Genomic DNA, 22,307 nt, shown 5'->3' with positions numbered 1-22,307 from the left:
GGTTCGCCTCACGGGGTTGGCAGGGAAGCGCTTGCGTCGACCCCAAGCGAGCCGGCCATCTGGACGGCGCGGCCGCGGATCGAGTCGGGGACGGCCTTGTCGCCAGCGATGGCGGCGAACAGCCGGCCGGCCTCGCTCTTGCGTCCGGCCCTGAGCAGCGCGAGCGCGGTCATTTCGCCGGCACTGCCGAACCACGGATTGCCGGGCTTGGCGAGCGGGGCGAGGCGGTCGATCACCGCCTGCGGCTGGAGGGCGTCATATTCGAGTGCGGTCTGGCGGACGGTGGCGAGGTCGCGCCACGGCTGGGCGATGCCGCTGTCTTCGGCGACGGCTTTATAGCCGGCGAGCGCCTTGGGCCGGTCATTCTGCTGAAGCGCAAAGGCGGCATCGGTCAGCTTCGCCGAGACGCTGATCGCGTCGCCGCGGGCGTCCTTCAGCGAGGCAAGCCGGCTCCGCACCGCGCCAACATTGCCATTGCCGATATCGTCGATCGCCAGGGCCAGCGCCTCGCTATCGGCGGCGGCCTGCTTGGCCTGATAGTCGCGCCACGCGAGAAATGCGCCGATCGCGATCAGCAGCAGGATAACCCCCGCGATGACCCATTTGCCATAAGCGCGAGCGGTGTCACGCACCCGGTCGCGGCGGAGGTTCTCGTTGACTTCGCGGGCGAAGGATTCGCTCGAATCAGGGGCAATCGCCAAGTGATATCCTCAGTGGTCGCACGGGAAACGCCGACGCGCTGCCTTCCCCGCCGCGAGATGAACGCAAGCTGGCGGGGTGCTTAGCGGGGCGACCGCGCAAAGGCAAAGGGAGGCTGCGGGGACCACCCGTCAAGGCTTGGGGGGGTAGGTCTGGTCCGGGGTCGGGAAGGCGCGGGCCTTGACCTCGCCGGCGTAGGTTGCGGCGGCGTCGGTGACCCGTGCCGCGAGGTCGTCGTAGCGTTTGACGAACCGCGGGGTGCGTTCGAACAGGCCGAGCATGTCTTCGGTGACGAGCACCTGGCCGTCGCAGCGGGCCGAGGCGCCGATGCCGATGACCGGGATTGCGAGCGCGTCGGTGAGTTCCTCTGCGATCGTTTCGACGAGGCCCTCGGCGACGATGCAAAAGGCGCCGGCGTCGGCGACGGCGCGGGCGTCGGACAGGATGTGGGCGGCTTCGGCGTCGCTGCGGCCGCGCGCGCCATAGCCGCCGAGCTGGTTGACCGCCTGCGGGGTGAGGCCGACATGGCCGATGACGGGGACGCCGCGCTTCGAGAGGAAGTCGATCGTCGCGGCCATCGCCTCGCCGCCCTCGAGCTTGACCGCCGCGCAGCCGGTTTCCTTCATGATGCGAGCGGCGCTGGCGAACGCCTGTTCGGGCGATCCTTCGTAGGAGCCGAACGGCATGTCGACCGCGACCAGTGCGTGCCAGCTGCCGCGCACCACTGCCGCGCCGTGGTTGCACATCATCTCGAGCGTGACCGGGACGGTCGAGGGGAGGCCGTAGATCACCTGGCCAAGGCTGTCGCCAACCAGCAGCAGGTCGCAATGCGGGTCGAGCAGTTGCGCCATGCGCATCGTGTAGGCGGTCAGCATCACGATCGGGTCGGCGGTGGTGAAGCCGACCTTGCGCGCGCGGATCGCGGGGACGGTGGTGCGCTTGCCGCGGACCGGAGTCGGGTTGGCGCGGCTGGTCGAGGTATCGAGGGTGAAGGTAGACATGAGAACGGCTTTAGCGCGGACGGTTTAGCGCAACCACCCCTGCCTTTTTGCGCGGCTTACCGAAGCCAGCCGCGGTGATTGGCGTGGTGCGCGAGGGCGTAGATCGCGGCGGCGGCGGCGATGATCCCGAGCGGGACGAGCAGCGCCGAGGGCGGAGTGACCTGGCGGATGCGCGGGACGGCGTAAATGCCGCCGAACTGAACGATCACCGCGAGCAAGGACAGGCCGAGCGCCGGGATCGACCAGCGGCGGCGGAGAATCAGCCCGACCGCGCCGGCGAGGCCGACCCACACCGCAACGGCGTAGGCGGCGACCATCCACCACGGGGTGTAATTCCACATCATCCGCTCGTCGAGCGGGAGCTGGCTGCGGTCCTGGGTGACCTGCATGACATAGGCGATGCAGCCGAACAGCTCGAACAGGATTGCGGCGACGGCGGCGGCGGTGAACCAGCTCGGCGCGGGGCGGACCGGCGCGGCGAGGTCATTGTCGGCGTGGATCTCGGTCATGCTGCGTCCCCCTGAGACTGATGAGCGAGACTGCGCCGGCGAACGGCATGACGCAAGCGCCGGGCGGAAGGCACCTCAGCAGGCACCGCGCGCCAAGAGCACGGCTGGCACGGTCGCGGCGAGGATGCGCAGGTACAGCGCGACCGAGCGGCGGCGGGCGAACAGCCGGTCGCACGCGAGGCGGCGGTCGTAGCCGGCGCGGCTGCGACCGGTGACTTGCCACAGCCCGGTGATGCCCGGGCGGCGGTCGCAATAGGTTGCGAAGCGGCGGCCGTAGCGGCCGACCTCGGCGGCGACGATCGGGCGCGGGCCGACCAGGCTCATGTGGCCCGCGAGGACGTTCAGGAGCTGGGGAAGCTCGTCGATACTGGCGATGCGCAGGAGGTGACCGAGCGGGGTGATGCGCGGGTCGCCGGCGAGCTTCTGGTCGCGCCGCCACAGGGAGAGAGTGGCTGTGTTTCCGGCGAGCAGCAGCGCGAGGCGGTGCTCGGCGTCGGGGATCATGGTGCGGAACTTGAGGCAGCCGAAGCCCGATCCGCCGCGGCCGAGGCGCTGCTGGACGAACAGCGGCGAGGCGCCGTCGCCGGCGACAATCAGCAGCGAGACGAGGAGCATAATCGGCGCGAGCACGAAAAGCGCGACCGCGGCGATCGTCAGGTCGAGCAGGCGGATGATCGCGTCGCCCGCTGGCCGCGGCTTGCCGGTCGGCGGGGCCAAGTCGGCTAGCGAGACAGGCGCGGGGCGATAGGTGGCGTAAGGCAGCTGCAACATGGTCGAACAGTCTCCTGTTCGATCCGCTCCGAGCAGCGCGAATCGTCCGAAGTGGACAGATTAGGTGATGCCGGGCTCGGCGCTAAGCGGTTTTAGTCGACCCAGTATTGTCCGCAGGTCGGGCAGGCTGAGCAGCAGCAGGCCGAGCGCGAACGTCACCAGCGTCTTGACCCCGAAAATATTCCACAAATAGCCTGTCGCCATGCCGGCATAACAGCTGTTGATCACCCGACCGAAGGCGAGCGCGGCGAGCCACCGCCCGGCTACCAGCGAGCGCAGAAGCAGCGCCAGCGCCCACCCTTGCGTCAGCATGATCATGAGTGTGCCGAGCAACAGGCCAACGACTCCACCGGCGAGCAGCAGATACGGATGGAGCGCGAAGACGAAGCCGGTGCCGCCTCGCTCGGCCACTTTGAGCCGGTGCGTCGGGGTAAAGCGCGCCATGACATAATAGAGGCCGAAGCGCGGTCCGACGCGCTCGGCGTGCTGCTTGGAGGGATGGAACCAGCTGATAAGGTCGGCGCGTAGGGCCGGGACATCGACCTCGCGCAGCGGACCGGCGCGGTCGGCCAAGTACCACAGCTGGCCCTGGACCGCGGCGCGCTCGCCAAGCCGCCGCCATGCCGCCCCGCTGTCGCCGATCGTGCCATAGGCGAGGAGCATCGCGGGCAGGCTGATGATCGCGAACATCGCCGGGGCGAGCAGGAGGGGGCGCCGCGGGAGCCGACCGCCCTGCGCCAGCCGAACGAGCAACGGAGGCGCCGCCGCGCCGCCGATGATCAGCAGTAACGACGTGAACTTCTCCCCGAACAGCACCGACATCAGCAACAGCCATCCGAGCAGGCCAAGGCCGGCGCGACGGGTACGGGAGGTGGCGATTACCACCCCGATCAGCGGTGCGATCACCGGGCGGTTCATCATGATCGAGCGATAGGGAGTGCCCTCGAGCTGGCCGAGGTAGGTGAAGCGGTCGATGTGGCCGATCAGCGGAACGCCGTGGCGGATCGCGAGGAAGGCGAGAATGATACTGGCGAGGCCGAGCAGCGCCGCGAGCGCGATGGCGAGGGCCGGAGCAGTGTCGGTCCAGTCGAGCCGGGCTTGCGACAGGCGCTCGCTCGTGGCTCGCCACATCCGCTCGATCGGCCATGCCGCCGCGAGGATGACGAGCAGGCTGAGCAGGCACAGGTGGGCGAAGGCGCCGCTCGGTGCGCCGATCGTGCCGGTCTCGACCATCGCCGCGCCGGATTCGATCGCCACCCCCGAGCCAAGCTCGGTCAGGCGCAGGACGAGCAGCGGGGCGAGCAGGAGGAAGGTAGCGGGAGCGCGGCGGGCGAGTGTCAGGCAGAAACCGGCGAAGATCGCAAAAGCCGCCAGCGCCCATGCCGGTGAGGGCGCGACCGCCGCGCCGATACAGGTCGCGGCAGCGGCGGCGATCCACGGGAGGAAGCGGGTCGCTGCCTCGACGATCGGCCGCTCTGCGGGGCCGGTTGAAAGGTCGGTCGTGTGCCGGCGGTCGCCCACCTTGTTCTCCCCCGGCACAGTTGCTTGATAGGCTGAATGATCGTGGCCCGTGACTACCGAATTGTTACGGTAGCGCCATGTTCCTGCTTGCCGAAGCGATCGGCAAGCGTCACTCGATACCGCATAATTCGAGTCGCTCGTGCCTGATGAAGCGCTCGGTTGGCCCCCGTTCGGGGGCGATCGGGAGTCAGGGAATGCGGCTGTGCCAGGTGGTCGAGGCGGCGGTGGGAGACACCGGCCGACACGTCGTCGAGTTGACCCGGGCGCTGGCCACGCGCGGTCACGATTTGACCCTGATCTATTCGCCGACCAGTGCCGACAGCGCGTTTCGTCATTCCCTGTGCGACATTCGCGCCGAGGTGGTGCCGTTGCCGATCGAGCGTGCCGCCAGCTGGCGCGACATCCCGGCGGCGCGTTCGCTCGGCCGGATGCTGGCCAAGCGCGGTCCGTTCGAAGTTCTTCATGCCCACCATGCGAAGGCCGGCAGTGTCGCCCGGCTGGCCGGTACTGGCGGGGCCGCCCTCGTCTATTCACCGCATGCGCTGGAAGCGGCCGGGCGTGATCGCGGGGTTGCGGCGAGGTCGCTGATCGAGCTTGGCGAGCGGCTGCTCGGCGCCACGCGAACCGACGCGTTCGTCGCGGCCAACCCGGCCGAATGGGACGACGCCGGCCGGTTGGGGATCGACGTCGAGCGGCGGCACCTGATCGCCAACGGGAACCAGACCGTCACGGCGAGACCCCGCAGCGAAGCGCGCAAGGCGCTCGGCGCGCGCGACGGCGACTGTTGGATCGGTTTCATCGGCCGACTGACGCCGGACACTGCGCCGCTGTTGTTTGTCGCCGCCGCGCTCGGCGCGATGCGGCGGCAATCCAATGTCAGGGCGCTGATCCTGGGTGATGGCGAGCAGGCGGTGCTGGTCGCCCAGGCGATTGCGGCGAGCGATCATGCGCATCGTTTCGTGTGGCTGCGGGGAATTGCGACGAAAAAATGGATCGCCGGGATCGACCTGCTCGTCGTTCCCGGCCGCGCCGGTGCCGTCGATCATGGCGTGATCGAGGCGGTGGCGGTGGGGGTGCCGGTGATCGCGACGATGGCAACCGGCGCGCGCCAGCTGCTCGGCGAGGGCGGCGGACAGCTGTGCGGCAGCGAAGCGCTGCCCGCGCTGCTGCTGGCCTTGCTGGCCGATCCGACGCGGCTTGTACGGCTTCGCAAGGAGGCGGTCAGCGCCGCCCGAGCGGTGCGCGATACAGACATGGTCGATCGAACCGAGGCGCTCTACGTGCGGCTGGCGGCGCGGCGATGACGGTGTTCATCAACGGGCGGTTCGCAACCCAGCCGCAGAGCGGGGTGCAGCGCTATGCCGGCGAAATCGTCCGCGCGCTGGACGTGCTGGCGGGCGATGGCGGGTGGCCCCAGATGGTGCTGCTGTCTCCGCCCGGGGCGCCCGCTGCGGGGCTCGCTCACATCGCGCAGCGCCGGATCGGGCGCGGCGGAGGGCATGGCTGGGATCAGTGGGCGTTCGCGCGGGGCGCTCGCGACGGGATCGCGCTGTCGCTGGCGATGAGCGGGCCGCTGCTCCATCCGCGCCAGCTGGTCGTGCTGCACGACGCCGCGGTGCATCGCTTTCCCGCGTATTTCTCGCGCAGCTATGGGCTCGGGCACCGAATGCTCGAGCGCGGGCTCGCGCGGCGGGCGAGGATCGCGACCGTGTCGGAGTTTTCGCGGCGTGAGCTGGCGGCGGTGCTCGGCATATCGCTGGCCGACATAGTGCTCGCTCCCAACGGCGCCGATCATCTGCGCGGTCCGGTCGACGACGGTGTGCTGCTCCGCCTCGGGCTCGGTGCGCGGCCTTTTTTCCTGACCGTCGGCAATCTGAGCGCGAACAAGAATCTCGGACTCGTCATGCGTGCCTTGCGCCGAATTGCCGGCGACAATGTGCGGTTGGTGATCGTCGGCGAGCGGCGGGGGCGGATTTTCGGTTCAACGCAGATCGGCGACGATCCGCGCGCGATCTTTGCCGGACGATTGAGCGATGCCGAGGTCGGCGCACTGCTGCGCTCGGCGCGGGCGCTGATTTTCCCGAGCCGCTACGAGGGATGTGGCCTGCCACCACTCGAGGCGATGGCGGCGGGGTGCCCGGTGCTGGCGAGCGACTGCGGCGCGGCGATCGAGGTGTGCGGCGGCGCGGCCGAGCATTTCGGCCCTGACGAGGAGGATCGGCTGGCGGTACTGATGGCGGCGGCGCTGGCCGATGACGGGCGGTGGCGCAGCGCGCGGATCGCCGCCGGGTTCGACCGCGCACTCCACTATCGCTGGGCGAGCTCGGCGACGGTGCTTGCCGGGGCTTGCGCGGCGATGGACCAGCCGCGGGCGGTGGCGGCATGAGGCTGCTGATCGTCAACGCGCTCTACCCGCCGCACCGCATCGGCGGCGCCGAGACGTCGGTCGCGCTGCTCGCCGAAGCACTCGCCCGCGACGGGGTCGAGGTGCATGTCGCGACGCTCGATGCGGGTTCGGCGGAGCAGGTCGTGGTCGAGCGCGGGGTGATCGTCCACCGGCTGCCGATCGACCAGTATTACTGGCCGTGGGGCGGGTCGCGTCCGGGCAGCGGCCGGCGCGCGCTGTGGCATTGGCGCGACCGCTGGAACCGGGCGGCGGCGGCGCGGTTCGGGCGGCTGCTCGACACGGTCCGGCCCGACCTGGTGCACAGCCATGTGCTGACCGGGTTCGGGGCTTCGATCTGGCCCGAAGTCAAGCGGCGCGGGCTTTCGCTCGCGCACAGCTTGCGCGACTATGCGCTGATCTGCCCGCGCTCGGCACTGTTCCGAAACGGACAGCCGTGCGTGTCGCGCTGCGTCGATTGCCAGCTGGTGACGCGACCGACGCGCGCGGCGTCGGCGCTGGTCGACGCGGTCGCGGGGAACAGTGATTTCATTCTGGCGGCGCATCGCGATGCGGGGCGGTTCAAGGCGGTCGACGGACGCAGCCTGTTCAATGTCGTGCCGAGGCCGAAGCGCGTGTCGGCGCGGCCAACCGAGGGACCGCTGACGTTCGGCTTCATGGGGCGAATCGAGGCCGAGAAGGGGATCGAGACATTGCTCGACGCACTGCCGCACATCGGCCGAGATGCGTGGCGGCTGCGCATCGCGGGGGTCGGGCGCGGTGCGTATGCAGAGCGACTGCGCAGGCAAAGCGACGATCCGCGGATCGACTGGCTCGGCTGGGCCGATGCGGGCGATTTCGCGCGCTCGATCGACGTGCTGATGATCCCGTCGCTGTGGCCCGAACCGTTGCCGCGCACTCTGGTCGAAGGAGTCGCTCATGGCCGCTCGATCATTGCCGCGGCGTCAGGGGGAATCCCCGAGGTGGCGACGATCGGGCGGTGCATCGCGCTGTTCCGACCGGGCGACGCGCGGGCCCTGGCGGGGGTGATGCGCGGCGCGATCGACCATAGCGCGCCATGGCGAACCGGGGGGGCGGCGTCGGCCGAGGCGCTCGATCCGTTCAGCGAGCGCGCGGTGGTCGCGGCACATCATGAGTTTTATGATGCTGCCCGCCGAGCGACGACAGGACCATGAGTGCGTGGCGTGCCGATCTGGTTGCTTGCGGGAGGCGCCCGAGCGTGGGGCAGGCGACGGTCGCGTGGTTCCTGAGCCCGGGGTTCGCGCTCGCCTGTCATTATCGGGCGGCGCACTGGGCGGTTGCGCGCGGGCGGTGGGGCCGGGTGCTCGCCCTGCTCATCGAGCGACGGATGATCGCGCGGTTCGGATGCCATGTCTCGGCGCAGGCGCGGATCGGGCCCGGGGTGCGCTTCCCGCATCCGCTCGGGATCGTTATCGGCGAAGGAGGTTTCGTCGGATCAAGGGCGACGATCTATCAGGGAGTGACATTGGGGCGACGCTGGGTCGAGGTCGCGGATTATCCTCGGCTCGGTGACGGGGTGACCCTGTTTTGCGGAGCGACATTGCTTGGCGCGGTGTTCGTTCCGGACGGCGAAACGATCGGTGCCCAGCGGCTCATGCTGGGCGCAGCGGGGCGAGAAGCAGCGTCAGGAGCGCGCTCGCCGCGAGCAGCCGCAGGATTGCCGGTGTAACCAGACGGGTGGGGAGGACTCGGCGGGCGAGGAACCAGGCGGCAACCGTCCCTCCGCCCTGCGCCGCGAAAAGCAGGATGGTGAAGCCCTCGAGGCCGCCGCTCGCGATCACCGGGGCCGCGCCGGGGATGAGGATCGCGAGCGTGATGAGCGGGGGTACCAGCAGCAAGCTCATCCGCCGCGCGAGTTGGATTGCGATGCCGAAGTGGAACGTCACGAGCAGCCGCAGCAGCGCCGCGCCGGCAAGCCACGGGAGCAGGCGAGGGGCGAGCGGGAGGCTCGCCGGGCCGAGCAGCGCGGCGGCGAGTGGACGGGCAAGGAGGCAGATGGTGAGCAGGATTGGCAGCGCGACGGCGAGCAGGACAGCGAGGTTGCGCTCGAGCGCGCGCGACGCCGCCGCGGGGCCATCGCGCTCGTGGGTGCGGACGAGCAACGGGTAGGCGCTGAGGTTGACCGCCATCAGCGCGAAGCCGAGGGTCTTGGCGACGAGTTCGGCCGGGGCGGCGAAATGGCCCGCGGCGGCGAGCCCGAGATGCGCCGAGATCAGCCCGCGGTCGATCGTTCCGGCGGCCAGCGCAAGCGCCGATCCAGCGATGAGTGGCAGGCCAAGACGAACCAGGTCGGATCGGTCCTGGCGGTTCGATGGCGCGCCGATGGCCGAGCGCCACAGCGGATCGCGGGCGATAGCGAGGGCAGTGATCGCGATTTGGCCGATTGCGGTGGCGGCGACAATGCCCGCCGCGCCGGCGCCGCTGAAGACGAGCGCGACGCCGCCGGAAAGGGCGAGCGCGGATCGGCCGATCATGACGCCTGCATAGGTGCCCGACTGGAGGCGGAGTCGGGCGACGAGGGTGATTGCAACGAGGAGCATTTCGCTGGCGCCGAGCAGGAGAATCGCGGCGTTCCATCGCGGGGCGAGGCCCGGTGCGGCAATTCCTGCGAGGGTGAGCAACAGCACGGTAAGGGTGACAATCAAGGCGGCGATCCCAGCAACGCGAATCCAAGCGGACAGGCGTTCGGGCGAGACTCCCTCGGAGCGTGTGGGATCGCTCAGGCTGCGCGCGCCGGCGAGGCGCAGCCACTCGAAACCGAGCGCGTTGAGCATCAGACCAGCAGCGCTGACCAGCGACAGCGTGCCGAATTCGTCGGGGGTGAGGAGGCGGACCCACAGCAGCAGTCCGGCGAGATTGAGCGCGCTCGACACGGCAAGGCCCCCGGTGGTGACCATCGCACCGGACGTAACCCTCGCCCACGTTAAGCGGCGGATTTCGAAATAACCGGTAAGGTTCAAGAAATGCCTTTCCTACAGCTTGTTTCGCAAGCTACGGCGATTTGATAAGCAAACGGGAGAGAACCATGCCGGACAATTTTGACACGATGGGCGATTCGCCCGAACTGCCGTCGCGGGTGCCATTCGCGCTGATCCCGAGCGACACCGTCGCGCTGGCGCAGGTGGTCAAGGGGATCTACGTCGGGACCGGCGGCGACGTGACGCTGCGCGGGGTCGGCGCGGCGAGTGACGTGACCTACAAGAATTTGCCCAACGCGAGCTACATCGGGGTGCGGGCGAGCCATGTCCGCGCGACCGGCACGACCGCTGCCGACCTTATCGGCGAGGCCTGAGCGATGGGCCGGTCGTCGGGCGGCAGCGCCGTCAGCGTCGCGCAATTGTCGGGGCTTGGCTCCATGGCACGGCTCGCGCCGCTCACGCTGACCGCGCCGGCAGCATGGAGCACCGCCTGGACCATCTCCGCCTTCACCCCGGTGGTTAGTCTTTACGAGGACAGGCGGGCGTCGTTCGGATCGGTCGGCAAGTCGGCGGTGCAACTGTTCGACCTGTTCTCGACCGCGCGCGGCGCGCCCGGTACGACGCTTTACGTCAACATCGCGAGCGGCAACGACACGACCGGCACCGGCGCGTCGGGCGCGCCGTTCCAGTCGATCCACAAGGCGGTAACCGCCGCCAACACCGCCGGACAGCCGGCCACCGTCTTCGTCGCGGCGGGGGATTATCCGCGCGCGAACAACCCGTCGAACGGCGGCGCGGTGTTGCCGACCGTCGACCTCGCATTGATCGCGACGGGCGGGCGGGTGAAAACGGGGGCCTATGACGCGTTCGCCGCGCCGACTGCCGACGCGACCTTCACCAACTGCTACAGCTTCGCTGTCGCGACGATGAACCGGGTGCTCGACCGCGCCAACCTCGACCGCTTCGGCAATGCGGTCGAACTCACCAATGTGGTGACGGCAGCGCAATGCAATGTCCGTCCAGGTAGCTGGGCGTTGGTCGCGGGCACGCTGTACATCAACCGCGCCGACGCGGCGGCGGTGACCAACGTCAACACGCGCGTGCTGCGCTCCGGCACCGCGACGATCAAGGCGACCGCGCCGGTCAGCCTGTTCGTCGGCGGGCAGTTCGCGGGCGACGGGTTCGACCTCGAGGGCGGAAGCTCGGCTGCTTGTCTGACCTATGCGCCGGCGACCGTGCCCGCGGCGATGAAGGCGGTCGTCGCCGACGGGTGCAGCTTTCGCTACGCCGGGGGCACGGGCGAAACGGGCGCGAGCGGGGTCGCGATCAACTCGGTCCACGGCCTCGCCGCCTTGTTCAACTGCGCCGCCGACGCCAACGCCACCGACGGCTTCAACGTCCACAACAGCACCGCGCCGACCGCCGCGACGCATGTCGTCACGGTCAACTGTTCGGCGAGCAACAATGGCCGCGCGCCGGGCGTGTCGTGCAACGGCTGGACGACGCACGAGAATGTCGTCGGGCTCGACGTCGCGGGGGTCTATCGCGCCAATCGCGGCGGGACGATGCGGTCGATCAACACCTCGGTGAGCTGGCTCGCGGGGAGCCGGGCAGAGGGCGACATGGGCGACCTTGCCAGTGGGGGCACGCTGATCGGCACCGCGCTGAGGGTCGACGACAGCGCGCGTTACTGGTGCGACCGGGTGGCGGTCGACATGCCGGCGGGGACGCTGGCGATTCACGCGGCGACGGCGGGGTCGGCGATCTTCACCCGGGCGATGCCGCCATCTCGCGCGCCCGCCGCGGGGGCCGGGACGATCGGCACTTATTAAAGCCTGTTTCGGCAAAACTGTGCCGGGCGGGGGTACGGGCCGGCACAGACTGCGCGATACAAAAGCACTTATTAAACCGCGAACAGGACGGCGGGTGCGTCAAGCCGGGGACGCTGCAGCCACAGCCCGGCGAGCGCGCCGGCGATGCCGAGCGCCAGTGCGCCGAACAGGCTGAGCAGCAGCCGGTCGGGCGAGGACGGGCGGAGCGGCGGCGCGGCGGGGGCGGCGAGGCGGAGTTCGGAGCGGGCGATGCTGCGATCGGTTGCGCGCTGGACGAGGCTCGCCTGCAACTGGCGATAGGCTTCGCGCGCGGTGTCGGAGTTGCGCTGGAGCCGGGCGATCTCGGCCCCGGCACCGATCGTGCGGGCGCGGCGTTGCTCGGCGCTGGCGAGACCGCGGTCGAGCGCGGCGGCGCGCGAGGTCGCGGCGGTGGCCTCGGCACGGGCGCTGCGCGACAGCGAGTGGAGTTCGGCGGCGATCGCCGAATCGAGCTCGCCGAGTTCGACCCGGGCACTGGTCAGCGGCGGGTAGGCGTGGTCGAAGCGGTCGCCGAGTTGCGCAACGCGGCGGGCAAGTTCGGCGCGCTGGGTGCGCAACTGGGCGAGGCTGGCGGTGCCGTTCTGGCCGATCGTCGAGGCGGAGACGACGACGCTGCCCCCGGCCGACGAGGCGCGCGCCGCCGCCGCCGCTTCGTCGCCGCGCGCGGTGGCGAGGGCACTGCGGAGCTGGTCGACGAGCGCGTCGCCCTGGGTGGCGCCGTCGGCGTTGTTCGCGCGAAAAGCGGCGAGGGTGACATCGGCGCGTTCGGCGGCGAGGCGGCTGGCGGTAAGGTCGCGATCGAGCAGCGCGTCGGGCGGCGAGATGTCGGTCATCCGGTCGGCGAGCGAGCGGGCGATCAGCGCCTTGGCGAGCGCGTCGGCGTAGCGCGCGGCGCGGGAGGGATCGGCGCTCGTCGCCTCGATCCGGATGAGCGTGGTCGCCCCGACCCGCTCGGGACGGACGCGGTCGAGCAGCGCGATCGCCAAGGCCTGATCGCCATTCCCGAGTACGAGGGCATCGCGCGCGAGTTCGGGGTCGTCGCGCAGGCCTCCGCCTTGCAGCGCCGCCGTGCCGACCGGGAGGGCGCGCGCTGTTTCGACAAAGCCGTCGATCCGCGCGTCGCGGGCGGCGTCCGACAGTGGGGCCGTGCCGGGCGCCTGGACGAATTCGACTTGCGCGGCGGCGCGGTAGGAGGGCGGGATCATCGGCGCGACGCCGCGTCCGCCGGCGGCGCCCAACAGCGCGCCTGAGCCGGCGAGCATGACGATCAGCGGCGCGCGTATCGTGCGCGGTCGGAGCAAGTTGCTCGGGAGCGGGTGACTCAAGCGGGTTCCATCCGGATAAACCAGCCGAGCGGTGCAACCATGCGCCTTTGGATACGAGCGCGCAATGGTCGCCGGGAATCACCGATTTCTAGCGCGCGGGGAGGACCCGTCCGGAACAGGTCCCGAACCCAATTCGGACCGCCCCTGCCACCTCGCACCAGGCTTTCATCGTCAGTTCGTCGCCGTCTTCGAGGAAGGAGCGCGTCTCGCCGTTGGCGAGGGTAACCGGGGCCTTGCCGCCTTCGCTGATCTCGAGCAGCGAGCCGAGACCGCTGTCTTCGGCAATCGACAGCGTGCCGGTGCCGATCAGGTCGCCTGGCTGGAGGTTGCAGCCGTTGGCGCTGTGATGGGCGACAATCTGCGCCGCAGACCAGTACATCGCCGCTGCCGCCTCGCCGCGCGACAGGGTGTGCGGGGGGAGGCCGGCGGCGCGCATCGCCTCGGTCGTGAGGGTGACTTCGAGCGCGATGCCGAGCGCGCCGCTCGCCTGGTTGGCGGGGTCGGCGAGGTAGGGCAGCGGGGCGGGATCGCCCGCTGGGCGCGGGGGCATCGCCCGGCGGAACGGGAGGAGCGCGTCGACGGTGATCACCCACGGCGAGATGCTGGTGAGGAAATTCTTGGCGAGGAACGGTCCGAGCGGCTGATATTCCCACGCCTGGATTTCGCGCGCCGACCAGTCGTTGAGCAGGCAGTAGCCGGCGATATGCTCGCCCGCTTCGCCGATCGGGATGGGCGAGCCAAGGTCGTTGCCCTGACCGATCCATAGGCCGAGCTCGAGTTCATAATCGAGGCGCTGGGTCGGGCCATAGGTCGGCTCGTCGGCTTGCGGGGCTTTGCGCTGGCCACTGGGGCGGATGACCGGCGTTCCCGAAACGCGAACCGAGCTGGCGCGGCCGTGGTATCCGATCGGCACATATTTATAGTTGGGCAGCAGCGGCGCGTCGGGGCGGAACAGGCGCCCGACGTTGGTCGCGTGGTGAATGCCGACGTAGAAATCGGTGTAGTCGCCGATTCGCGCGGGAAGGTGCATCGTCGCCTCGGCCTGGGGTGCGAGGTGGGGTTCGACTTCGGCGCGGTGCGCGGGGTCGCTCAACAAAGTGGACAGGCGGCGGCGAAGCGCGGTGGCGTCGGCCGGACCGTGGGCGAACCAGTCGTTGAGGATGGGCTGCGACAGGGCGCGCTGCCAGGCCGGGTCGAGCAGGGCGGCGGCGGCGCGCACGTCGAGGATCCGGTCGCCGATCGCGACACCGATGCGTGGATCACCGCCGGGCGACGAAAAGACGCCGAGCGGCAGGTTCTGGATCGGGAAATCGGGGTGGCCGTTCGCGCTGGCGACCCAGCTTGTTCGCGATGGTTGGTGCGTTTCGTCGAGACCGCGCGTCATATTCGCCCCCTGAAGATTGCCACGGGGGCGCGTTACCGTCGCTCGCGGGGAGATTCAAATCGAGGGCGCCGCGATGGGGAAAGACCGCGGCGGCTGGGGATCAGTTGATGTTGACTTCGATCTTGTCGGGGACGTTGATCGTCGACGACTTGCTGCCGAAGCCGAGCTGGTCACGGAACAGGAACAGCAAAACCAGCACGACGATGATCAGCACGACAACGGCGACGATGCCGCCATTGCCGCCATTGCCGGTTTCGATGATCGTCGTGTGCTCTACCGGGCGTTCGTCATTGTCCATCGGTCGTCTCCCTGTTGAGGCTTATTGAGCATGTGAAACAAACTCGTGGTGCCGGATGTGGTTCCTCCCGGCCCGGAACGATACGCTTTAAGGTGCGCTTGTGCATGATGAAAAGAATGATTTTCGTGAGCCTATTGCTGCTCGCCGCGTGCAATTCTGGGGCCCCGATCGAGAATAAGGGGACTCCGGTCAACGCGACGGTGGCGATCGGATCGCCGGTCAAGCCGATCGCCAATGAGGCGCAGCCCGCCGTGGTGCCCGAACCGGGCTCGCCGGGAACGGAAGGCGGGCTGCCCGACGATCGCACCCCGCTGGCCGAGCCCAAGGGGCCGATCGACCCGAAAAGCGCCGAGGGGGCGGGGCAGGTCGTGCAGCTTTATGCCGCGCTGATCGAGCAGGGCAAGTTCGCGGCGGCCGACAAGGCGTGGCGCGCGGGAATCAATCAGGGGCCGCTCGCTCCGGCGACGCTTGCGACGTTCCGCGAGGTTCATGGCGAGGTCGGCAAGCCCCATGACCAGGAAGGAGCGATGGGATCGAGCTTCGTCCAGGTGCCACTGCGGCTGTACGGACTGGACAAGGCCGGCAGGCGGTTCAATTTCATCGGGCCGCTGACGCTTCGGCGGGTCAATGATGTCGACGGTTCGACGCCTGAGCAGCGCCGCTGGCATATCGTCCAGAGCGGGCTCATCGAGAAGGGCTGACGCATCCTTCGCGCGGCCCCGGCGTTAGGGGATCACGCAACGCGAAGGAGAAACAGCATGGCCGGGTTCGAGGACATCAAGGAACATATGGAAGTGATCGGCGCCGACGGCGTGCATGTCGGGACGGTCGACCACATCGACGGCGACCGCATCAAGCTGACCAAGAAGGACAGCGGCGAGGGCAGCCACGAGGGCCATCACCACTATATCTCGCGCGGGCTCGTTGCCGACATCGAGGGCGACCGGGTGCGGCTGTCGGCCAATGGCGACGTCGCGGTGACGTTCGAGGAGGAAAAGAACGACGCCGTTTAAGGCGAACTGGCGAAGGGCGCGGGCGGTCAGATCGAGTTGATCGCCTGCGCCAGTTGGCGGGCCTGCTCGTCGGTTACCGGCGCGCCCGTCGCGTCGTTCGCGACGATGTTGTTGGCCTGCGCCTGCACCGCTTCGTCACTGCCCCCGGCGACGTCGAGCGCAAACCACAGGATGCCCGCCGCCCACAGACCCGCCCACCAGCGGTTCTTGAAGATTGTCGAGTGGCGCATCGGGATCATTGCACCACCTTAATCGACGACGGGTTAATCCCGCGTGTCCTGCTGTCAGGCGAGCGATTTCGAGACCTGCTCGAACACGTCCTTCGACAGGTTTGGCTCGGCGACGATCCGCTCGAGCTGGGCGCGCATCAGCGCCGCGCGGCCGGGCTCGAACCGGCGCCAGCGGCCGAGCGGGGGGACGAGCCGTGCCGCGGTCTGCGGATTGATCCGGTCGGACGCGAGGATCATGTCGGCGAGGAAGCGATAGCCCTCGCCCGACGCGGTGTGAAACGCCCACTGGTTCATCGCGAGGCTGCCGACCAGCGAACGCAACCGGTTGGGGTTGGTCATGCTGAAATCGGGGTGACGGGCGAGGGCTTTGACCGCGGCGAGGGTATCGCGACGCTGCGCCGCTGCCTGCAGCCCGAACCATTTGTCGACCACCAGCGAATCCGCCTGGTAGCGGTCGTAGAAGCCGTCGAGTGCGGCCTGCCGCTCGGGCGCGTCGACGCTGACGAGGATGCCGAGCGCGCCCTGGCGGTCGGTCATATTGTCAGCGCTGTCGAACTGCGCCTTGGCCAGCGCCGCGCCGCGCAGCGTGTCGCCGGCGGCGATGAGCCCGAGCGCGACGCTGCGCAGGCGGCGGATGCCCTTGGCGGTGGGGGACAGGTCGCTGCCGGGCGCGCCCTCGCGTTGCGCGGCGGCGAGCGGGTCGGCCAAGGCGACGCCGATCGCCCGGCGCAAGGCTTCGCGCGCGGCGTGGATCGCGTCGGGGTCGACCAATGGCATACGGTCGCCGATCATGCTCTCCGACGGCAGGAGCAGCGCTTCGCCCTTGAAGGCCGGGTCGAGCGCGTTCGAGGCCAGCGTGCGGCGCATCGCCTCGATAACCGGGGCGGGATCGACCGGTTTGCCACTGGCGCCGGCAATGAGCGTGCGGAGCATCAGTTCCTGCAGCGCTTCGTAGCGGGCGAACGGGTTGGGATCGTGCTCGGCGAGGGATTCAAGCTCGCCCGCCGCGCGCGTCACGTCGAGGATGATCGGGGCCGAGAAGTCGCGGTTGATCGACAGCATCGCCGGTTCGGTGATGCTGTCAAAGGCGATCGCCTGCTCGGCCTCGGTCAGCAGAATGACCTGCGCGGGCGCAAGCTCGGCGCCACTGTCGCGGCCGATCAGCGCGGTCCTGAGCGGGATCACCATCGGCTGCTTGGTCGACTGGCCGGGGGTCGCGGGGACGGATTGCGACAAGTGCAGCACCGTCCTGCCGCCGTCCTGATCGAGCCGCGCGGTGACGGTCGGCGTACCGGCCTGGCTGTACCACAGGCGAAACTGGGCGAGGTCGATGCCGCTCGCATCCTCCATCGCCTTGACGAAATCCTCGCAGGTCACCGCCTCGCCATCGTGGCGGTCGAAATAGAGGTCGGAGCCGGCGCGGAAGCGGTCCGGGCCGAGGATGGTGCGCATCACGCCGATGACTTCGGCGCCCTTGTTGTACACCGTGGCGGTGTAGAAGTTGGTGATCTCGAGATAGCTCTCGGGGCGCACCGGATGGGCGAGCGGGCCGGCATCCTCGGGGAATTGCGCCGAACGCAGCACGCGGACGTCGTCGATCCGCTTGACCGCCGCCGAGCCCATGTCGGCGGAGAACCCCTGGTCGCGGAAGACAGTGAAGCCTTCCTTGAGGCTGAGCTGGAACCAGTCACGGCAGGTGACTCGATCGCCCGACCAATTGTGGAAATATTCGTGCGCGACGACCCCGGCGATGGCGTCGAAATCACCGTCGGTCGCGGTGTCGGCGTCGGCCAGGATGTAGCGCGAATTGAAGATGTTGAGCCCCTTGTTCTCCATCGCGCCGAAGTTGAAATCGTCGACCGCGACGATGTTGAACAGGTCGAGGTCATATTCGCGGCCGTAGGTGCGTTCGTCCCACGCCATTGACGATTTGAGAGCGGCCATCGCGTGGGCGGTCTTGGCGAGGTCGGCTTCGCGCACCCAGATGCCGAGATCGACATTCCGACCGGACATGGTGGTGAAGCTGTCGCGGTTGGGGGCGAGATCGCCGGCAACCAGCGCGAACAGATAGGACGGCTTGGGGAAAGGGTCGTTCCACTCGGCCCAGTGGGTACCGCCCTGGCCGTCGCCCGACGCGGTGCAGTTGCCGTTGGCGAGCAGCACCGGGAAGCGCGCTTTGTCGGCGCTCATTCGCACGGTGTAGACCGACAGGACGTCGGGGCGATCGGGGTGGAAGCTGATGCGGCGGAAGCCCTGGCTTTCGCACTGGGTGCAGAGGATCCCGCCCGAGGCGTAGAGCCCCATCAGCTTGCTGTTGGCGGCGGGGTGGAGCGCGACTTCGGTCTCGATCGTCGCGCGGTCGCCACAAAGCGTGATGACCAGCGTCGGGCCATCCATCACCGGCTCGACGGGCGCGCCATCGACCTTGAGCCAGGTAGCGGCGATCCCGTCGCCTTCGAGCCGGAGCGGCCGGTCGTGCGCGCCGTTGCGCTCGACGATCAGCCGGGCGCGCACTGTCGATCGGTCGGGGTCGAGGGTGAAGTCGAGTGCGACTTCGGGGACGAGCCAGTCGGGCGGGCGGTAATCGCCGCGGCGGGTTTCGGCGTGGGCGGCGGCGGCGGGCGCGGTACGGATATCCATGGCGACTAGCTAGGGAGCGCGCCGGTGGGTGGCAATGCACGAAAACCCCGCCGTTGGTCGATCTGCCAACGGACTGGCCAAAGGTGTGTTGTTAGAATAATACGCCCGGAACTCGGGGGAAATTGATCATGCTCACCACGCTTGCCGCCATTGCGCCGACGTTCGACGTCGAGGCCGCGTCGCGCGCCTATCTCGACACGCTGTCCGGCGCCGCGCGGGCGAAGTCGGACGCTTATTTCGAGGGCGGATACTGGATGCTGCTGTGGAGCGCGCTGGTCGGGGTGCTGTCCTACCTCGTCATGCTGCGCCTCGGCTGGTCAGCGAAGTGGCGCGACCTCGCCGAGCGGATCACGCGGCGGCGGTTCCTCCAGGCGATGCTCTTTGCGGTGCCATTCGTCTTCATCGGCGCGCTGCTGACCGCGCCGTGGGAAATCTACGCCGGCTTTGTCCGCGAGAAACATTATGGGCTGATGAATCAGTCGTTTGGCGGATGGCTCGGCGAGCAGGCGATCGTGCTTGCGGTCAACGCGCTGATCATGGCGGTGCTGATCGGAATCGTCTTCGCCTTGATCCGCTGGTCGCCTCGCCGCTGGTGGCTGTGGTCGGCGGGGGCGGTAACGTTGCTGCTCGCCTTCATCGTAATGATCCAGCCGGTATACATCTCGCCGCTGCTCAACAAATATACGCCGATGGCGGCGGGTCCGCTACGCGACCAGATCCTGGGAATGGCGCACGCCAACCATATCCCGGCCGACAATGTCTATGTCTTCGACGCATCGAAACAGTCGAAGCGAGTCTCCGCGAACGTCTCGGGGCTGGGGCCGACGATCCGCATTTCGCTCAACGACAATCTCCTAAACCGCTCGACTCCGGCGGGGGTCAAGGCGGTCATGGGGCATGAAATGGGGCATTATGTGCTCGACCACATCCAGTGGATGATCGCGCAATTCGCGCTGTTGCTGGTGGGGGTGATGTTCGCGCTGTGGTGGTCGGTACCGCGATTGATCGCGCGCCATGGCGCGCGGTGGGGCGTCAATGGGCCTGCCGACCTCGCCGCGGTGCCGGTCTATTTCCTGATGGTGTCGCTGATCATGCTGGTCGCGACTCCGATCACCAATACGCTCATCCGGCGGCACGAGATCCAGGCCGACAACTTCGGGCTCGACGCGGCGCGCGAGCCCGACGGCTTTGCCCAGAGCGCGATGCAGCTCAGCGAATATCGCAAGATCGAGCCGGGGCGGGTCGAGGAGGCGCTGTTCTTCGACCATCCGTCGGGGTCGAACCGGGTGCACCGGGCGATGGCGTGGAAGGCGGCGCACCTCGCCGACCTGCCGGTCGATCAGCGTGGGGTGGTGCGCCCCTTGCCGCCGCCGCTCAACGCCAGCACCATCCCACCGAGCGCGAGAGCGGCGCCGGCGCCGGCGAGCAACGTCCAGCGATAGCCTTCGAGCCCGGTCGACAACGCCATCGCGATGATCGGGACGAGTGCGCTCGAATAGGCCGCCTTGCCCGGGCCGATCTTGCGGACGACCGGGAAATAAAGGCTGAAGGCGAGTGCCGAGGCGGCCAGCGAAAGGTAAGCGAGGCCGAGCCAATAGGCGGGACGCGGGTCGAACACTGGCGGCCCGGCGACGACCAGCGCGACGACGGCGTCGATCGCGGCGCCGATGCCCATCGACCATGCGAGCAGCACGCTCATCGGCATGTGCCTCGCCTCCTCGCGCGCCTGGATGACGTTGGAGCTGGAGGCGGCGAGCATACCGAACAGGGTCAGGCCGATACCGACCAATATCTGCTCGGTGGTGGCGCGGCTGTCGTGAAGTTCGTGGACGATCATCAGCGCGATGCCGACGACGGCGATGCCCGCGCTGGCGATGAAGCGCAGGCCGGGACGCTGGCCGAGGAAGGCCCAGGCGAGCAGGCTGTTGGGGATCAGCAGCAACGCAAATACGGTCGCGACGACGCCGGAGGTGACGTGGCGCTCGGCAAGGTAGACGGCGTTGAAGTTGAGGCAGAATTGGGTGACGCCGATGAAAAGCGCGACGCCGAGACCGCCGCGCGTCAGGGCAAGCTTGTGGCCCTTGAACCTGGCGATCACCGCCATCGCGGCGGCCCCCAGGATGAAGCGATAAGTCACCGACCATTGCGGCGGAACGACCCCGAGCTGGTCGCGGATGACGATCCAGGTCGAGCCCCAGATCGCGGTGAAGACGATGAACGGCAGGATGATCCCGCGGAAGCGATGCTCGCCGCTTGCAGGGTTGATCACAGCGCTCGGATCGCCTCGGCGAGGCCGGCGACTGCGGCCATGTCCTGGTCCCAGCTGGTGACGAAACGAGCCTCGCCGGGACCCCAGTCGTAGAAGTCATAACCGGCGGCGCGCAGGCGGGCGGCTTCGGCGGGGGTCATGCGGACGAACAGCTCATTGGCTTCGACCGGGTGGACCAGGCGTTCGGATCCGGCGGCTTCGGCGAGGGCCGTTGCGGCGGCGTTGGCGGCGCGGCCGTTGGCAAGCCAGCGGTCGTCCTCGAGCAGCGCGAGCAATTGCGCGGCGAGGTAGCGGCCCTTCGACAGCAAGTGGCCCGAGCGCTTGCGGCGGCGAAGGGTTTCGTCGGCGAGCGCGGTGTTGAAGAAGATCAGCGCCTCGGCGCTCATCCCGCCATTCTTGACGAAGCCAAAGCTGAGCGCGTCGACTCCCGCGCGCCACGTCACGTCGGCGGGCGATTCGCCGGTCGACGCGACGGCGTTGGCGAAGCGCGCGCCGTCCATGTGGAAACCGAGGCGGCGGCGCTTGGCGACCTCGCCGATCGCGGCGACCTCGGCGGCGCGGTAGACGAGACCATATTCGGAGGCGTTGGTGACCGCCAGCGCGTGCGGCTGGACCTGGTGGACGTCGGCGCGGACGCGGTCGCAGGCGGCTTCGATTGTCTCAGGGAGCAGTTTCGCGCCCTCGCCCTCGAGCAAGGTCAGCTTCGCGCCGTGGGTGAAGAATTCCGGCGCGCCGGCTTCATCAACCTCGATATGCGCGTCGCGGTGGCACAAGATGGCGCCTTCGGGCGGGCACAGCGCGGCGAGCGCGAGACAGTTGGCGGCGGTGCCGGTGGTCACCCACAGCGCGCGGACCGGTGTTTCGAACAGGTCGGAGAAAGCGCCGTCGAGCCGTCTGCTCCACGCGTCGCCATCATAGGCGGTGTCGAGCCGGTTCGCCTCGGCGAGGGCGTCGAGCACCGCCGGATGACAGGCGGCGGCATTGTCGGAAAAGAAGCGCATGGCGCGGAGCGATGGCCGCGCGACGCGACGCGGTCAACGCGTAAAAACCCCGGCACCACCGGGGCGACGGGCTTTTCAACTCCGCATGACGAAACGCGGTTAGACCAGCGAAGTTGAAACGTTGTTGAACGTCGAGTTCAGCTTCGTGCCGATGCCCTGCATCGCGCCGATGGCCGCAACGGCGATGAGCGCGGCGATCAGGCCGTATTCGATCGCGGTCGCACCTTGGGTGTTTCGGACGAGTTTGATAAAGCTGCGCATATTATCGTCCCCATTGACTGGTCCGGTAACTCTAGGGTCAGGACCCATTGATTTGAGAGGCGCGATCTGATTCAGGCTCCGCAAGGAGACGGAGCATGAGCAACCTGTACTGGCTGACGGACGAGCAGATGGCGCGGCTTGAGCCGTATTTTCCCAAGAGTCACGGCAGGC

At 68.7% G+C, this 22,307-nt stretch carries 23 protein-coding genes; 9 read left to right on the top strand and 14 right to left on the bottom strand.

Annotated features, from left to right (window positions below):
- Positions 1-8 precede the first annotated feature (8 nt).
- The 5 genes from Q0R27_RS07710 to Q0R27_RS07690 form a co-directional block, all read right to left on the bottom strand.
- Entirely contained in the window at positions 9-701 is a 693-nt protein-coding gene (locus Q0R27_RS07710) for a tetratricopeptide repeat protein (protein WP_293943021.1), read from the bottom strand.
- A gap of 129 nt (positions 702-830) precedes the next feature.
- Positions 831-1,700, bottom strand: a complete 870-nt coding sequence (panB, locus tag Q0R27_RS07705) for a 3-methyl-2-oxobutanoate hydroxymethyltransferase (protein ID WP_293943019.1) — start codon at positions 1,698-1,700, stop codon at positions 831-833.
- Between the two features lie 56 nt (positions 1,701-1,756).
- The gene (locus Q0R27_RS07700) at positions 1,757-2,209 is read right to left on the bottom strand and encodes a hypothetical protein (protein ID WP_293943017.1); all 453 of its coding nucleotides are present in this window, start codon (positions 2,207-2,209) and stop codon (positions 1,757-1,759) included.
- Between the two features lie 75 nt (positions 2,210-2,284).
- Positions 2,285-2,980 (bottom strand): sugar transferase, encoded by a 696-nt coding sequence (locus tag Q0R27_RS07695; RefSeq protein WP_293943015.1) that lies wholly within the window; start codon positions 2,978-2,980, stop codon positions 2,285-2,287.
- A gap of 60 nt (positions 2,981-3,040) precedes the next feature.
- Positions 3,041-4,501 (bottom strand): DUF6418 domain-containing protein, encoded by a 1,461-nt coding sequence (locus tag Q0R27_RS07690; protein ID WP_293943013.1) that lies wholly within the window; start codon positions 4,499-4,501, stop codon positions 3,041-3,043.
- A 77-nt stretch (positions 4,502-4,578) separates the two neighbouring features.
- On the opposite strand from Q0R27_RS07690, the gene Q0R27_RS07685 reads away from it, so the two are divergent.
- Genes Q0R27_RS07685 through Q0R27_RS07670 form a run of 4 tightly spaced genes read left to right on the top strand, consistent with a single transcriptional unit; the run spans position 4,579 to position 8,595 of the window.
- Positions 4,579-5,805 (top strand): glycosyltransferase family 4 protein, encoded by a 1,227-nt coding sequence (locus Q0R27_RS07685; protein ID WP_293943011.1) that lies wholly within the window; start codon positions 4,579-4,581, stop codon positions 5,803-5,805.
- On the top strand, positions 5,802-6,887 hold the full coding sequence (locus Q0R27_RS07680; protein WP_293943009.1) for a glycosyltransferase family 1 protein: 1,086 nt from the start codon (positions 5,802-5,804) through the stop codon (positions 6,885-6,887). Before Q0R27_RS07685 ends, Q0R27_RS07680 begins: the two co-directional genes overlap by 4 nt.
- Complete coding sequence (locus tag Q0R27_RS07675) at positions 6,884-8,080, top strand: glycosyltransferase family 4 protein (protein ID WP_293943007.1); 1,197 nt, start codon at positions 6,884-6,886, stop codon at positions 8,078-8,080. Before Q0R27_RS07680 ends, Q0R27_RS07675 begins: the two co-directional genes overlap by 4 nt.
- On the top strand, positions 8,077-8,595 hold the full coding sequence (locus Q0R27_RS07670; RefSeq protein WP_293943005.1) for a hypothetical protein: 519 nt from the start codon (positions 8,077-8,079) through the stop codon (positions 8,593-8,595). The genes Q0R27_RS07675 and Q0R27_RS07670 overlap by 4 nt, the downstream gene beginning before the upstream one ends.
- Here the strand turns inward: Q0R27_RS07670 and Q0R27_RS07665 are convergent.
- Positions 8,519-9,886 carry an oligosaccharide flippase family protein gene (locus Q0R27_RS07665; protein ID WP_293943003.1) on the bottom strand — a complete coding sequence of 456 codons (1,368 nt, stop codon included), beginning with the start codon at positions 9,884-9,886 and terminating at the stop codon, positions 8,519-8,521. The genes Q0R27_RS07670 and Q0R27_RS07665 overlap by 77 nt on opposite strands.
- 65 nt (positions 9,887-9,951) lie before the next feature.
- On the opposite strand from Q0R27_RS07665, the gene Q0R27_RS07660 reads away from it, so the two are divergent.
- Together Q0R27_RS07660 and Q0R27_RS07655 are read left to right on the top strand one after the other, a co-directional pair.
- Positions 9,952-10,218, top strand: a complete 267-nt coding sequence (locus Q0R27_RS07660; protein WP_293943001.1) for a hypothetical protein — start codon at positions 9,952-9,954, stop codon at positions 10,216-10,218.
- Positions 10,219-10,221: 3 nt separating this feature from the next.
- Positions 10,222-11,676 carry a hypothetical protein gene (locus Q0R27_RS07655; RefSeq protein ID WP_293942999.1) on the top strand — a complete coding sequence of 485 codons (1,455 nt, stop codon included), beginning with the start codon at positions 10,222-10,224 and terminating at the stop codon, positions 11,674-11,676.
- 71 nt (positions 11,677-11,747) lie between these two features.
- Here Q0R27_RS07655 and Q0R27_RS07650 read toward each other — a convergent pair whose 3' ends face one another.
- From Q0R27_RS07650 to Q0R27_RS07640, 3 genes are all read right to left on the bottom strand, one after another.
- Positions 11,748-13,040: a hypothetical protein gene (locus Q0R27_RS07650; protein ID WP_293942997.1), complete on the bottom strand. Its 1,293-nt coding sequence runs from the start codon at positions 13,038-13,040 to the stop codon at positions 11,748-11,750.
- 88 nt (positions 13,041-13,128) lie between these two features.
- Positions 13,129-14,424 carry a fumarylacetoacetase gene (fahA, locus tag Q0R27_RS07645; RefSeq protein ID WP_293942995.1) on the bottom strand — a complete coding sequence of 432 codons (1,296 nt, stop codon included), beginning with the start codon at positions 14,422-14,424 and terminating at the stop codon, positions 13,129-13,131.
- A gap of 100 nt (positions 14,425-14,524) precedes the next feature.
- A complete protein-coding gene (locus Q0R27_RS07640) occupies positions 14,525-14,722 on the bottom strand; it encodes a hypothetical protein (RefSeq protein WP_293942993.1) in 198 nt (65 codons plus the stop codon).
- 125 nt (positions 14,723-14,847) lie between these two features.
- On the opposite strand from Q0R27_RS07640, the gene Q0R27_RS07635 reads away from it, so the two are divergent.
- The gene (locus Q0R27_RS07635) at positions 14,848-15,423 is read left to right on the top strand and encodes a hypothetical protein (RefSeq protein WP_293942991.1); all 576 of its coding nucleotides are present in this window, start codon (positions 14,848-14,850) and stop codon (positions 15,421-15,423) included.
- 57 nt (positions 15,424-15,480) lie between these two features.
- Entirely contained in the window at positions 15,481-15,735 is a 255-nt protein-coding gene (locus tag Q0R27_RS07630; RefSeq protein WP_293942989.1) for a DUF2171 domain-containing protein, read from the top strand.
- Between the two features lie 26 nt (positions 15,736-15,761).
- Here the strand turns inward: Q0R27_RS07630 and Q0R27_RS07625 are convergent, their stop codons facing one another.
- On the bottom strand, positions 15,762-15,974 hold the full coding sequence (locus Q0R27_RS07625; RefSeq protein WP_293942987.1) for a hypothetical protein: 213 nt from the start codon (positions 15,972-15,974) through the stop codon (positions 15,762-15,764).
- Between the two features lie 45 nt (positions 15,975-16,019).
- The gene (gene pepN, locus Q0R27_RS07620; protein WP_293942985.1) at positions 16,020-18,605 is read right to left on the bottom strand and encodes an aminopeptidase N; all 2,586 of its coding nucleotides are present in this window, start codon (positions 18,603-18,605) and stop codon (positions 16,020-16,022) included.
- A 128-nt stretch (positions 18,606-18,733) separates the two neighbouring features.
- Here pepN and Q0R27_RS07615 point away from each other — a divergent pair, with 128 nt between their 5' ends.
- The gene (locus Q0R27_RS07615) at positions 18,734-20,047 is read left to right on the top strand and encodes a M48 family metallopeptidase (protein WP_293942983.1); all 1,314 of its coding nucleotides are present in this window, start codon (positions 18,734-18,736) and stop codon (positions 20,045-20,047) included.
- Here Q0R27_RS07615 and Q0R27_RS07610 read toward each other — a convergent pair.
- The 3 genes from Q0R27_RS07610 to Q0R27_RS07600 form a co-directional block, all read right to left on the bottom strand.
- Positions 19,945-20,874 (bottom strand): EamA family transporter, encoded by a 930-nt coding sequence (locus Q0R27_RS07610; protein ID WP_293942981.1) that lies wholly within the window; start codon positions 20,872-20,874, stop codon positions 19,945-19,947. The genes Q0R27_RS07615 and Q0R27_RS07610 overlap by 103 nt on opposite strands.
- A complete protein-coding gene (locus Q0R27_RS07605; protein ID WP_293942979.1) occupies positions 20,871-21,875 on the bottom strand; it encodes a beta-eliminating lyase-related protein in 1,005 nt (334 codons plus the stop codon). The genes Q0R27_RS07610 and Q0R27_RS07605 overlap by 4 nt, the downstream gene beginning before the upstream one ends.
- Positions 21,876-21,974: 99 nt before the next feature.
- Positions 21,975-22,136 (bottom strand): Flp family type IVb pilin, encoded by a 162-nt coding sequence (locus Q0R27_RS07600; protein WP_293943104.1) that lies wholly within the window; start codon positions 22,134-22,136, stop codon positions 21,975-21,977.
- Between the last annotated feature and the right edge of the window lie 171 nt (positions 22,137-22,307).

It is taken from the genome of Sphingomonas sp., from assembly GCF_025362505.1.
GTDB lineage: Bacteria > Pseudomonadota > Alphaproteobacteria > Sphingomonadales > Sphingomonadaceae > Sphingomicrobium.
Note: the sequence above shows the minus strand (reverse complement) of the source record. Positions and strands in the feature narration are given on the sequence as shown.